Origin of the sequence: Amycolatopsis sp. NPDC059657, assembly GCF_042734395.1 — a bacterium.
Taxonomy (GTDB): Bacteria; Actinomycetota; Actinomycetes; order Mycobacteriales; family Pseudonocardiaceae; genus Amycolatopsis.
On sequence record NZ_JBHWEB010000031.1, the window covers coordinates 72,347 to 85,477 of the forward strand.

The 13,131-nt window shown below is 69.5% G+C and carries 9 protein-coding genes; 7 read left to right on the plus strand and 2 right to left on the minus strand.

What is annotated here, in order from left to right; translation table 11 throughout:
* Nucleotide 1 precedes the first annotated feature (1 nt).
* On the minus strand, nt 2-2,266 hold the full coding sequence (locus ACFV15_RS18955; protein ID WP_378351783.1) for a HelD family protein: 2,265 nt from the start codon (nt 2,264-2,266) through the stop codon (nt 2-4).
* A gap of 190 nt (nt 2,267-2,456) precedes the next feature.
* Between ACFV15_RS18955 and ACFV15_RS18960 the strand changes: the two genes are divergently transcribed.
* The gene (locus tag ACFV15_RS18960; RefSeq protein WP_378351769.1) at nt 2,457-3,293 is read left to right on the plus strand and encodes a peptidoglycan-binding protein; all 837 of its coding nucleotides are present in this window, start codon (nt 2,457-2,459) and stop codon (nt 3,291-3,293) included.
* A 246-nt stretch (nt 3,294-3,539) separates the two neighbouring features.
* On the opposite strand, the gene ACFV15_RS18965 is transcribed toward ACFV15_RS18960, so the two are convergent.
* A complete protein-coding gene (locus ACFV15_RS18965) occupies nt 3,540-4,517 on the minus strand; it encodes a heme o synthase (RefSeq protein WP_378351770.1) in 978 nt (325 codons plus the stop codon).
* A 256-nt stretch (nt 4,518-4,773) separates the two neighbouring features.
* Between ACFV15_RS18965 and tkt the strand changes: the two genes are divergently transcribed.
* From tkt to pgl, 6 genes are read left to right on the plus strand one after another with little or no spacing between them, the layout of a single operon-like run.
* A complete protein-coding gene (gene tkt / locus ACFV15_RS18970; RefSeq protein ID WP_378351771.1) occupies nt 4,774-6,876 on the plus strand; it encodes a transketolase in 2,103 nt (700 codons plus the stop codon).
* Nucleotides 6,877-6,904: 28 nt separating this feature from the next.
* Complete coding sequence (gene tal, locus ACFV15_RS18975; protein WP_378351772.1) at nt 6,905-8,020, plus strand: transaldolase; 1,116 nt, start codon at nt 6,905-6,907, stop codon at nt 8,018-8,020.
* A gap of 5 nt (nt 8,021-8,025) precedes the next feature.
* Nucleotides 8,026-9,645, plus strand: a complete 1,620-nt coding sequence (locus tag ACFV15_RS18980; protein ID WP_378351773.1) for a glucose-6-phosphate isomerase — start codon at nt 8,026-8,028, stop codon at nt 9,643-9,645.
* Nucleotides 9,642-11,168, plus strand: a complete 1,527-nt coding sequence (gene zwf / locus ACFV15_RS18985; RefSeq protein ID WP_378351774.1) for a glucose-6-phosphate dehydrogenase — start codon at nt 9,642-9,644, stop codon at nt 11,166-11,168. The genes ACFV15_RS18980 and zwf overlap by 4 nt, the downstream gene beginning before the upstream one ends.
* Nucleotides 11,165-12,133 carry a glucose-6-phosphate dehydrogenase assembly protein OpcA gene (opcA, locus tag ACFV15_RS18990; protein WP_378351775.1) on the plus strand — a complete coding sequence of 323 codons (969 nt, stop codon included), beginning with the start codon at nt 11,165-11,167 and terminating at the stop codon, nt 12,131-12,133. The genes zwf and opcA overlap by 4 nt, the downstream gene beginning before the upstream one ends.
* A complete protein-coding gene (gene pgl / locus ACFV15_RS18995; protein WP_378351776.1) occupies nt 12,130-12,909 on the plus strand; it encodes a 6-phosphogluconolactonase in 780 nt (259 codons plus the stop codon). The genes opcA and pgl overlap by 4 nt, the downstream gene beginning before the upstream one ends.
* Nucleotides 12,910-13,131 lie beyond the last annotated feature (222 nt).

The following is a 13,131-nucleotide window of genomic DNA, read 5'->3' on the forward strand; positions in this document are numbered from 1 at the left end:
ATTAGCCGAGCGTTTGTAATGCCGGTACAAGATCACCTGTCTGTACCACGCCGAGTCGCTGGGTCGCCCTGGTCAGTGCCACATAGAGATCGTTCAGGCCCCTGGGCGACTCCGCGACGACCTCGTCCGGCGACAGCACGACGACCGAGTCGAACTCGAGTCCCTTGGCCGTGTCGACGGTCAGGACCGAGACCCGCTCGTCGACACCGGCCAGCGCCTCGCGCACGTCCGCGATCCGCTCGGCCGGGCTCAGCACGGCGACCGTTCCACCGTCCACCGCGGACAGTTCCTTGTCCACAAGCGACGGCAGCTCGACCAGCATCTCGTTGGGAGACAAGCGCTTCAGCCACGGCGCGACTCCGGTCTCCCGCACCGAGACCGGCGCTTCGAGCTCCGGGTTGACCTCGGCGAGCACGCGAGCGGCCACCGCCATGATCTCGGCGGGCGTGCGGTAGTTGACGGTCAGCTCCTCCAGCCGCCAGCGGTCCTCGACGTACGGCGAGAGCACCTCGCCCCACGACTTCGCGCCGCCGGGCGTGCCGGTCTGCGCGACGTCGCCGACCAGCGTCATCGACCGGTTCGGCGTGCGGCGCATCAGCAGCCGCCAGTCCATCGCGGACAGCTCCTGCGCCTCGTCGATGATCACGTGCCCGAACGTCCACGTCCGGTCGAGCGCCGCGCGCTGCGCCGCGGTCAGCTCGCTGCGCCGCTCCTGGCGCTCGGCGAACATCTCGGCGTCGAGGACGTCGCTGACCCGCAGCAACTCCTCGTCGATGATCTCCTCGTCCTGCTCCAGGATGTCGAGCACGCCCTCGGCGTACGCGCGGTCCTCGCGCTCGCGGCGGGCTTCCTCGGCACGCGCCTCGGTGTCGTCCTCGCCGATCAGCTCGGCGAGTTCGTCGAGCAGCGGGACGTCGGCGGGCGTCCACTTCGCGTCACGGCCGCTTTCCAGGTGCGCGCGATCGGCTTCGCTGAGGAGTTTCCCGGCCGCGGTGCGCAACCGTTCGCGGTCGGCGAACAGGTCGTCGAGCAGGCTTTCCGGGGTCAGCTCCGGCCAGAGCGAGTCCAGCGCGGCCGCGACGCCACGGTCGGCGGACAGCTCCTCGCGCATGTCCTCGATGTCGCGCGGGTCGAGCAGATCGGCGCCGAGCTTGCGCGCGGCCTGCCTGGTCAGCGCGTCGAGCAGCTCGGAACGGAAGATGCGCCGCGCCTGGTTGTGCGGGCGGCGCGAGCGGCGGGCCCTGGCGCGCGCGTCGGACGCGGTCTTGCGATCGAGGCGCAGCAGGTCGCGCTCGTACTCGATCTCCAGCACCGGCTCGGGCACCTGCTGACGGTCCTTGACCGCGTTCGCCAGCACCTCGGCCATCACGAGCCGCCCCTTGATCTCAGCGGCTTCGCGGGTGTCGACGCCCTTCGCCTCGACGCCCGGGTAAAGCTGGCCGACCGTGGCCAGGAGCACACCGGTCTCACCCAGCGACGGCAGCACCTGGCCGATGTAGCGCAGGAACGTGCTGTTCGGGCCGACGACCAGCACACCACGCGTGGTGAGCTGCTGCCGGAAGGTGTACAGCAGGTACGCCGCGCGGTGCAGCGCGACCGCGGTCTTGCCGGTGCCCGGGCCGCCCTGGACGACCATGACGCCGTTCAGCCCCGAACGGATGATGCGGTCCTGCTCGGCCTGGATGGTCGCGACGATGTCGCTCATCTCGCCGGTGCGCTTGCGTTCGAGCGCGGCCAGCAGCGCCGCCTCCCCCGCCAGCCCGAGGTCCTGGCCCTGGTCGGCGGCGTGGAGGTCGAGGATCTCGTCGTCGAACCCGGTGACCTTGCGGCTCAGCGAGCGGATGTGACGGCGTCGCCGCACACCTTCCGGCGAGGCGGCGGTCGCCAGGTAGAACGGCCGCGCGACCGGCGCGCGCCAGTCGATCAGCAGCGGCCGGTAGTCGTCGTCCTCGTCGAACAGCCCGAGCCGCCCGATGTAGGCGGTCTCCTCTTCGCTTTCGGGCGTGAAGTCCAGCCTGCCGAAGACCAGGCCCTGCTCGACGGACCCGAGCTGGGCCAGCCTGTCGCTGTACAAGGTCGTCGCGACGTCGCGCTCCGTGCGTGCCTGCGGCGTGCCGCCGGTCAGCTGGAGCGTTTCGGTCAACCTGCGCTGCGCGGTCTTCCGCTCGGCGTCGAGCTTGTCGTACACCGTGGAGACGTAAGCCTGCTCGCGGGCGATCTCTTCGGTTCTGTCTAGTTCCCGTTCCGGGGACACGGACAACTGCAGCCCACTTTCTTTACATACACAGTCAGGTCAGGGGACAAAGCACCAGGAAGAGTCAACGACTCGCGTCGCCATGGAATTCCCTGGCGGCGGCAGGTCCCATGATCCCACGTCGGCCGTTTTGTACGTCGCTTGTATCGCCCGTGGTCACGCTGAGCCGAACGTACCAACGCGATCCAAGGAGACAACGAACATGAAGGTATGGCCGAAACTACTGGTGAAGGTCGGCCTGCTGACCGCGACGGCGGCGACCTCGTTCGCGGTGGCCGCGCCGCTGCAGGCCGTGGCGCTGCCCGCGGTGAACATGGAAGCCGTGCTCAAGGCCGCCCAGATCGACCCCCGCCGCGCCGACAGCGCGATCACGCCGGGCGCCAAGGACAGTGTCCTGGCCGTCGAGCAAGCACTCAACGCGAAGGGCCTGCTGGACTCGCAGTACGTGGACGGCCACTTCGGCACCACGACCATCACAGCCTACTCGCAGTACCAGAAGTCCTTGGGCTACACCGGAATCGACGCGTCCGGCTTCCCTGGCAAGACCTCGCTGGAGAAGCTCGGCACCTCTCGCTACACGGTGACCAACCCGGTCAGCGCGGGCGCGCACGTGACGTATCACGGCCAGACGCTGAACACCCGCACCAAGGCGATGCTCGTCGAGGCGGAGCGTCTGCTCGGCTTCCAGGTCACCCTCTCGCAGGGCTCGTACAACCCTGGCGGCGTCGGCGCTTCGGCGGGCACCCATGACGGTGGCGGCGCGATGGACATCGCCGCGGCCAGCATGAGCGGCACGACCAGGACGAACGTCGTCCGCGCACTGCGCAAGGTCGGCTTCGCGGCTTGGCTGCGCACGCCGGACCAGGCTGACTGGGGCTACCACATCCACGCGATCGCGCTGGCCGACCCGGACCAGTCCTCGGGTGCGCAGCACCAGTCGGGTGACTACTACCTGGGCATGAACGGCCTCGCGGGCCGCGGCCCGGACGACGGCCCGGCCGTCACCAAGGTCACCTGGGAGGAGTACCAGCGCGCCTGAGCTTTCGGGGGTCGTGAGTGTTTTGGCCGGTTAGAACCGGCCGTACCACTCACGACCCCTTCTTCAGGTTCAGGTTGGTGAAGGGCCCTCACGAGGTCCGGCTGGGTGAGGGACTCCTTCACCCAGCCCAGCTGGCCAAACTGGGCCCTCACGCCACCGGCGATCCGGACCAAAGCGACATCAGCAGACAAAAGGGCGCGCATTAAGTCCTTTGTGGACTTCCTAGCCCGTCACTGTCCGGAAACGTCAGAACGGCAGGCCCAGCACCGGCAGCCCGATCGCCGAGTCGACGGCCAGCGCCACGAACACGATCATCAGGTAGGTGTTCGACCGGTGGAACAACGCCATCGGCTTGTAAGTCTCACCACGCCGCACCGACGCGTACAGCGAGTGCGCGTAGAAGAGGAACCAGCCACCCGCGACCAGTGCGAACGACGTGTACAGCCACGAAGTCGCGGGCGCGAGCAGTAGCGTCCAGAGCACCATCACCCACGAGTAGATGACGATCTGCTTGGCCACGTGCTGGGCGGTCGCGACCACCGGCAGCATCGGGACGCCCGCGCGCTCGTAGTCGTCGCGGTACTTCATCGCCAGCGCCCAGGTGTGCGGCGGGGTCCAGAAGAAGATCACGCCGAACATGACGAACGCGGGCCACTGCACGGTCTCCGTCACCGCGGCCCAGCCGATCACGACCGGCATGCAGCCCGCCGCGCCGCCCCACACCACGTTCTGTGACGTACGGCGCTTCAAGACCAGGGTGTAGACGAAGATGTAGAACAGGATCGTCGCGATCGCGAGGATCGCCGAGAGCAGGTTCACCGTGAAGTAGAGCACGGCGAACGAGGCGACGCCGAGCACCAAGCCGAAGATCAGCGCGCCGCGGCGGGGCACCGAGTCACGGACCAGTGGCCTGCGCTTGGTGCGGTTCATCACCTTGTCGATGTCGGCGTCGATCACGCAGTTCAACGCGTTCGCGCTGCCCGCGGCCATCGTGCCGCCGACCAGTGTGGCGAGTACCAGCCACGGCGAGGGAATCCCACGCCCGGCCAGGAACATCGCCGGAATCGTCGTGACGAGCAACAGCTCGATGACACGGGGTTTGGCAAGTGCGGCGTACGCGCCGGCCACCTGGCGGATGGTTCGCCGGCCAGCGTGCGGTCGTTCGCCCGTTGGATGCACGGCGCTGGTTTCACCGCGTCCGTGCGCGGCGTTCACCAACGACATTTCACTCCCTGCGTCAGATGACGGGCCGTTGCCTCGTGGTGGATCCGCAAGGCCCGAACCGATGTTAGACGTGGTGATCGCGCAGGGTCATCCCGGGTCCACGCGTGTCGGCGGCGGGTCCACCGGGTAGCCCAACCACTAGGCTGACCGTGAACGGTGCGCGCAGATCATGCGTACTACTCACAGCAGGAATATCGTCCCATCGGGATCGATTGAGATAAGTAGTACCGACCAGATGACGGGGAGTTCGAGTTCAGTGTCCGAAACCGCCTCTACCAGCGAGAACAACCCACTCCTGCGGCGCGTCACGCCCGATGACTGGACCGCGACGGACACCAGGGCCGTCGACACGGCCCGTGTCCTCGCCGCGGACGCCGTCGAGAACTGCGGTAGCGGGCACCCCGGCACGGCGATGAGCCTCGCGCCGCTGGCCTACACCCTCTTCCAGCGCACGATGCGTCACGACCCGGCCGACCCGGAGTGGGCGGGCCGCGACCGCTTCGTGCTCTCCGCGGGCCACAGCAGCCTGACCCTGTACATCGAGCTGTACCTGGCCGGGTTCGGCCTGGAGCTCGACGACCTGAAGTCGCTGCGCAAGTGGGGTTCGCTGACCCCCGGTCACCCCGAGTACCACCACACCAAGGGTGTCGAGACCACCACCGGCCCGCTCGGCCAGGGCCTGGCCAACGCGGTCGGCATGGCGATGGCCGCCCGCCGTGAGCGTGGCCTGTTCGACCCGGACGCCGCCGCCGGCGAGAGTGTTTTCGACCACCATGTCTACGTCATCGCCTCCGACGGCGACATCGAAGAGGGCGTCACCGCCGAGGCCTCCTCGATCGCGGGCCGCCAGGAGCTCGGGAACCTGATCGTCTTCTGGGACGACAACAAGATCTCGATCGAGGACGACACGAACATCGCGCTGTCCGAGGACGTCGTCAAGCGCTACGAGGCGTACGGCTGGCACACCCAGATCGTCGAGGGCGGCGAGGACGTCGTCGCGATCGAGGCCGCCATCGCCGCCGCGAAGGCCGAGACGACCCGTCCGTCGTTCATCGCGCTGAAGACCGTCATCGGCTACCCGGCGCCGACCAAGATGAACACCGGCAAGGCGCACGGCGCCGCGCTGGGCGCCGAAGAGGTCGCCGGGGTGAAGAAGATCCTGGGCTTCGACCCGGAGCGGAACTTCCAGGTCGACGACGAGGTCATCTCGCACACCCGCCAGGCGCTGGACCGCGGCAAGGTCGCGCACGCGCAGTGGCAGGAGCGTTTCGACGCGTGGGCCGCCGCGAACCCGGAGCGCAAGGCGCTGTTCGAGCGTCTCTCCACCCGCTCGCTGCCCGAGGGCTGGGCCGCGAACCTGCCGAGCTGGGATGTCGACCCCAAGGGCGTCGCCACCCGCAAGGCCTCCGGCGAGGTGCTGAACTCGCTCGCCGACGTGCTGCCCGAGCTGTGGGGCGGTTCCGCGGACCTCGCGGAGAGCAACAACACCACCATGAAGGGCGCCGACTCGTTCGGCCCGCCGTCGGCCACCACCGGCATGTGGAAGACCAGCCCGTACGGCCGGACGCTGCACTTCGGCATCCGCGAGCACGCGATGGGCTCGATCCTCAACGGGATCGCGCTGCACGGCGGGACCCGCCCCTACGGCGCGACCTTCCTCATCTTCTCCGACTACATGCGCCCGCCGGTCCGGCTCGCCGCGCTGATGGGCCTGCCCGCGATCTACGTGTGGACGCACGACTCGATCGGGCTCGGCGAGGACGGCCCGACGCACCAGCCGGTCGAGCAGCTCTCCGCGCTGCGCGCGATCCCTGGTCTCAACATCGTCCGCCCGGCGGACGCCAACGAGACCGCGTACGCGTGGAAGGCCGTCATCGAGGACGTCCACCACCCGTCCGGCATCGCGCTGACCCGCCAGAACGTGCCGGTGCTGGAAGGCACCAGCGCCGAAGGCGTCGCCAAGGGCGGTTACGTCCTCGCCGACTCCGACGGGACGCCGGACGTCATCTTCATCGCGACCGGCTCCGAGGTTCAGCTGGCCGTCGCGGCGAAGAAGGCGCTCGCCGAGGAAGGCGTCCAGGCCCGCGTCGTCTCGATGCCGTGCCAGGAGTGGTTCGACGCGCAGGACGCCGAGTACCGCGAGTCGGTCATCCCGGCAGCGGTGAAGGCCCGTGTCTCCGTGGAAGCCGGTGTCGCCCAGTCGTGGTACCGCTTCACCGGTGACTCGGGTGCCAATGTTTCTCTGGAGCACTTCGGCGCTTCAGCCGACGCCGGCACGCTGTTCCGTGAGTTCGGTTTCACTCCGGAGAACGTCGCCGACGCCGCGCGCCGCTCCATCGCCAAAGCCAAGAACGCCTGACAAAACATCCGAAGGGGATGACACAGTCATGAGCACCACCAATCGGCTCGCCCAGCTGTCCGACGCCGGTGTCTCGATCTGGCTCGACGACCTGTCGCGCGAGCGGCTCGACTCCGGCAACCTCGCCGCGCTCGTGCGCGACAAGCACGTCGTCGGGGTCACCACGAACCCGACGATCTTCGCGAACGCGCTGGCCAAGGGCGACGCCTACGACGCACAGGTCCGCGAGCTCGCCGCCCGCGGCGCCGACCTCGACGCCGCGGTCCGCGAGCTGACCACGACCGACGTGCGCAACGCCGCGGACCTGTTCCGCGACGTGTACACCGCCACGAACGGCGTCGACGGCCGCGTGTCCATCGAGGTGGACCCGCGGCTGGCCAAGGACACCGACAAGACGGTGGCCGAGGCGCAGGACCTGTGGAAGACCGTCGACCGGCCGAACGTGCTCATCAAGATCCCGGCCACCGAAGAGGGCCTGCCCGCGATCACCCGCACGCTCGCCGAGGGCATCAGCGTCAATGTCACGCTGATCTTCTCGGTCGAGCGCTACCGGGCGGTCATCGAGGCGTACTTCGCCGGCCTCGAGCAGGCCAAGGCGAACGGCCACGACCTGCGCGGCATCCACTCGGTCGCCTCGTTCTTCGTGTCCCGTGTGGACACCGAGATCGACAAGCGGCTCAACGAGATCGGCACCCCCGAGGCCAAGGCGCTGCTCGGCAAGGCGGCCATCGCCAACGCCGTGCTCGCGTACGCGGCCTTCGAGGAGCTCTCCGCCACGGACCGCTGGAAGGCTCTCGCGGCCGAAGGCGCGAACGCGCAGCGCCCGCTGTGGGCGTCCACCGGTGTCAAGGACCCGAGCTACTCGGCCACCCGCTACGTCGACCAGCTCGTGGTCGCCGACACGGTCAACACCATGCCGGAGAAGACCCTCGACGCGGTCGCCGAGCAGGCCGAGATCACCGGTGACACGGTGACCGGCAAGGGTGAGGAAGCCCAGGCCCTGTTCGACAAGCTCACCGCTGTCGGCATCGCCATCCCGGACGTCTTCCGCGTGCTCGAGACCGAGGGCGTCGAGAAGTTCGAGAAGTCGTGGGAAGAGCTTCTCGAGTCCGTGACCGGCCAGCTCGACAAGGCGAAGGGCTGATACGAGTGGCCTCAGAACCGCTAGGCGTCGAGCTGGTCGACGCCGCACTGGCCGAAAAGGCCGCGCCGCTGGTGGAGAAGCTGGTCGCCGACCAGGTCGCTTCGAAGCTGACCGCGCAGGACCCGACGCTGTGGGGGCCGGACGCCGAGTCCGAGTCGGCGATCAGGCTGTCGTGGACGACGCTGCACAAGTCGTCGCGGCCGCTGATCGGTGAGATCGCGGCATTGCGGGCGGAACTGCACGCCGAGGGCGTCGACCGCGTGGTGCTCGCGGGCATGGGCGGCTCTTCGCTCGCTCCCGAGGTGATCACCGGCACCGACGGCGTCGCGCTGACCGTGCTCGACACCACCGACCCCGGCCAGGTCGCCGACGCGCTCGCCGGTGACCTGTCGCGGACGGTGCTCGTCGTGTCGTCGAAGTCCGGCGGCACGGTCGAAACCGACAGTCACCGCCGGATCTTCGCGAAGGCGTTCGCCGCGTCGGGCATCGACGCGGCGCGGCGGATCGTGGTCGTCACCGACCCCGGCTCGCCGTTCTCGAAGCTGGCCGAGGAAGAGGGCTACCGCAAGACCTTCCTGGCCGACCCGAACGTCGGCGGGCGCTACTCGGCGCTGACCGCTTTCGGTCTGGTGCCTTCGGGTCTCGCGGGCGCGGACATCGCGCGCCTGCTCGACCAGGCGGCCGCCGCTTCGGATCTGCTCAGCGCGGACTCTCCGGACAACCCGGCGCTTCGGCTGGCCGCGGCTCTTGGCGCGGCTCACGTGGAAGGCGCCGAGAAGGTCGTTTTCGCGGACACCGGCTCGGGCATCAAGGGTTTCGGTGACTGGGCCGAGCAGCTGATCGCCGAGTCAACCGGCAAGCAGGGCACCGGTCTGCTGCCGGTGGTCGTCGAAGGCCTTGGCGCGCCGGGGTTCGCCGACGCCAAGGACGACGCGACGACCGTCGCGATCGGCGCTCCCGCCGATCCGGCCGAGATCTCCGTCACCGGGCCGCTCGGCGGGCAGTTCCTGCTGTGGGAGTACGCGACGGCGATCGCCGGGCGCCTGCTCGGGATCAACCCGTTCGACCAGCCGGACGTCGAGGCCGCGAAGAAGGCCGCGCGTGCGCTGCTGGACAACCCCGAGGCGCTCAACGGCGGCGAGGAAGCGTCCAATGTGGACGGATTCGTGCAGATCTTCGGTTCCGAAGGTGTTGCCACCGAAGGAAAACTCGTCGACGTGCTGCGCGCGTTCCTCGGGTCCGCTCCGGAGGCAGGCTACGTCTCGGTGCAGGCGTACCTCGACCGTCTCGACGACGCTTCGGCCGCGCTGCTGCGTGCCGAGGTCGCCAAGCGGTCCGGCCTGCAGGCCACGTTCGGCTGGGGACCGCGGTTCCTGCACTCCACCGGGCAGTACCACAAGGGCGGGCACCAGAACGGCGTCTTCCTGCAGCTGACCGGCGCGGTCGAGAACGACCTCGACGTGCCGGACCGGCCGTACACGCTCGGCGTCCTGCAGCACGCGCAGGCGCTCGGCGACGGCCAGGTGCTCGCCGAGCACGGCCGTCCCGTGCTGCGGCTGCACCTGACCGACCGGGCCGCGGGGCTCGCGGAACTGGTCCGTGCCCTACAGGAGGTGGACGCGTGACCCAGTGGGAAAACCCGCTGCGGGATCCCCGCGACAAGCGGCTGCCACGCATCGCCGGGCCGTCGAGCCTCGTGATCTTCGGCGTGACGGGCGACCTCGCGCGCAAGAAGCTGATGCCCGCGATCTACGACCTCGCGCACCGCGGGCTGCTGCCCGCCGGCTTCTCGCTGGTCGGCTTCGCTCGCCGGGACTGGGAGCACCAGGACTTCGGCGAGCTCGTGCACGATTCGGTGAAGGAGCACGCGCGGACGCCGTTCAAGGAGTCCGTGTGGAACCGGCTCGCCGAGGGCATCCGGTTCGTCCAGGGCACCTTCGACGACGATGACGCCTTCGACCGGCTCGCGCAGACGGTCAAGGACCTCAACACCGAGCGCGGCACCGGCGGCAACACGGCGTTCTACCTGTCGATCCCGCCCGGCGCGTTCCCGGTGGTCGTCAAGCAGCTCGCCCGCTCCGGGCTCGCGCACGCGGACGAGGAGACCTGGCGCCGCGTGGTCATCGAGAAGCCGTTCGGGCACGACCTGGGCAGCGCGAAAGAGCTCAACGCGATCGTCAACGAGGTGTTCCCCGAGGAGTCGGTGTTCCGCATCGACCACTACCTCGGCAAGGAGACCGTGCAGAACATTCTGGCGCTGCGCTTCGCGAACCAGCTGTTCGAGCCGATCTGGAACGCCAACTACGTCGACCACGTGCAGATCACCATGGCCGAGGACATCGGGCTCGGCGGCCGCGCGGGGTACTACGACGGCATCGGCGCGGCGCGGGACGTCATCCAGAACCACCTGCTGCAACTGCTCGCGTTCACGGCGATGGAGGAGCCGATCTCCTTCGAGCCCAAGCAGTTGCGCGCGGAGAAGGTCAAGGTTCTCGCGGCGACCAAGCCGATGGAGCCGCTGAGCGAGTACACCGCTCGCGGGCAGTACACCGGCGGCTGGCAGGGCGGCAAGAAGGTGCCAGGCCTGCTGCAGGAAGAGGGCTTCGCGAAGGACTCGAAGACCGAGACGTTCGCGGCCGTGGCACTGGAAGTGCAGAACCGCCGCTGGGCGGGTGTGCCGTTCTACCTGCGCACCGGCAAGCGGCTCGGCCGCCGCGTCACCGAGATCGCGGTCGTGTTCAAGCGCGCGCCGCACCTGCCGTTCGACTCGACGTCGACCGAGGAGCTCGGGCAGAACGCGCTGGTCATCCGCGTGCAGCCGGACGAGGGCATCACGCTGCGGTTCGGCTCGAAGGTGCCCGGCACGACCATGGAGGTCCGTGACGTCACGATGGACTTCGGGTACGGCCACGCGTTCACCGAGTCCTCGCCGGAGGCGTACGAGCGGCTGATCCTCGACGTGCTGCTCGGCGTGCCGTCGCTGTTCCCGGTCAACGAAGAGGTCGAACTGTCCTGGGACATTCTCGACCCGATCCTGGAGCACTGGGCGACCGAAGGCGCACCCGAGCCTTACCCGCCCGGTTCCTGGGGACCGCCCTCGGCCGACGAGATGCTCGAACGCAGCGGCCACACCTGGAGGCGTCCGTGATCATCGACCTGCCATCCACCACGACCTCGCAGGTCAACGCCAAGCTCGTCGAACTGCGTGAGCGCGGCGGCGCCGTCGCGCTCGGCCGCGTGCTGACGCTCGTCATCGCGGCGGACGACGACGACAAGCTCGAAGAGGCGATCGAGGCGGCCAACGAGGCCAGCCGCGAGCACCCGTCGCGGGTGATCGTGGTGGCCAAGGGCTCCAAGACGGCCGCGCCGCGCATCGACGGCCAGATCCGCGTCGGCGGCGACGCCGGCGCGAGCGAGGTCATCGTCATGCGGCTCTACGGCCCGCTGGCGAACCAGGGCCAGAGCGCGGTCGTGCCGCTGCTGCTGCCGGACGCGCCGATCGTCACCTGGTGGCCAGGCGAGGGACCGAAGGCTCCGGCCGAGGACCCGCTCGGTCAGCTGGCGCAGCGCCGGATCACCGACTCGTCCGCCGAGAAGAACCCGATCAAGGCGCTGACCACGCGGGCGAAGTCCTACGTCGAGGGCGACACCGACCTCGCGTGGACCCGGCTCACGAACTGGCGCGCGCAGCTCGTCTCGGCGCTCGATCTGCCGCCGTACGAGAAGGTGCTGGGCGCGACGGTCACCGGCGAGGCCGACTCGCCGTCGACCGAGCTGCTCGCGGGCTGGCTCGCGGAGTACCTGAACGCACCGGTCAAGCGCGTGAAGAGCTCCAGCGCGCAGGGCATCATCTCGGTGACGCTGGACCGGCAGTCCGGTCCGGTCGAGCTGCACCGTCCCGACGGCCGGGTCGGCACGCTGACCCAGCCTGGCCAGCCGACGCGCCGGATCTCCTTGGCGCGGCGCAACAACCAGGACTGTCTCATCGAGGAGCTACGGCGGCTCGACCCGGACGAGGTGTACGAGGCGTCGCTGCACGGGCTGAACAAGATCGGCGGGCCGGTCGCCAAGACCGCGAAGGCCGCGCCGAAGAAGAAGGTGGCGGCCAAATGAGCAAGACCGAGGTCGTCGTCTACAGCAACGCCGACCTGCTCGCCGCGGCCGTCGCCGCCCGGCTGGTGACCAGGCTCGTCGACGTCCAGGCCGCCAAGGGCTCGGCGTCGCTGGTGCTCACCGGCGGCAGTACCGGTATCGCGGTGCTGCGGGAGCTGCGTGATTCGCGTGCCCGCGACGCCGTCGACTGGTCGAAGCTCGACATCTACTGGGGCGACGAGCGTTTCGTCGCCCGCGACAGCGACGAGCGCAACGAGAAGCAGGCCCGCGAGGCGCTGCTCGACCACGTCCCGCTCGACCCGGCCAGGGTGCACGCGCTCGAGGCGTCCGACGGCAAGTTCGGCGACGACGTGGACAGCGCCGCCTCGGCCTACGCCGAGGTGCTGGCCCGCAACGCGCAGCCGGAAGACCACTTCGACGTGCCGACGTTCGACATCACCCTGCTCGGCCTCGGCGGCGAGGGCCACACGGCCTCGGTCTTCCCGGAGTCCCCCGCGGTGTACGAGACCGAGCGGACGGCGGTGGCGGTCCGCAACTGCCCCAAGCCGCCGCCCACCCGGATCTCCCTCACCCTGCCCGCGCTCCGCCGCTCCCAGGAGATCTGGCTCATGACCGCCGGCGCCGAAAAGGCCGACGCGGTCGCGCTCGCGCTGGCGGGCGCCGGCGAGATCCAGATCCCGGTCGCGGGAGCCCGAGGCCAGCGCCGCACCCTGTGGCTGCTGGACCGCACGGCCGCCGGAAAACTCACCAAGGTCTACCGCCCGCCCCTCTCCTGACCCGGGTTCGTGGACCCCAGGGCCGGTACGCGAACCCTCGCGTACCGGCCCTTCCCATTCCCCCACCTCCCACCTCGAAGGCTCGCCCCGCGTACCCGAAGAGTCGGCACACGTACCTGGACGGGGGGGGGGGGGGCCCCCCGGGGGGGGGCGCGGGGCGGCGCCGGGGGGGGGGGGGGGCGCGGGGGGGGGTGGGGGGGGGCGGGGGGGGGGGTTATAGAA

Bases quoted from the DNA above. Each gene is read 5' to 3' on its own strand.
- ACFV15_RS18960 (WP_378351769.1), top strand. From the start codon at position 2,457: ATGAAGGTATGGCCGAAACTACTGGTGAAGGTCGGCCTGCTGACCGCG.
- ACFV15_RS18965 (WP_378351770.1), bottom strand. From the start codon at position 4,517: ATGTCGTTGGTGAACGCCGCGCACGGACGCGGTGAAACCAGCGCCGTG.
- tal (WP_378351772.1), top strand. From the start codon at position 6,905: ATGAGCACCACCAATCGGCTCGCCCAGCTGTCCGACGCCGGTGTCTCG.
- pgl (WP_378351776.1), top strand. From the start codon at position 12,130: ATGAGCAAGACCGAGGTCGTCGTCTACAGCAACGCCGACCTGCTCGCC.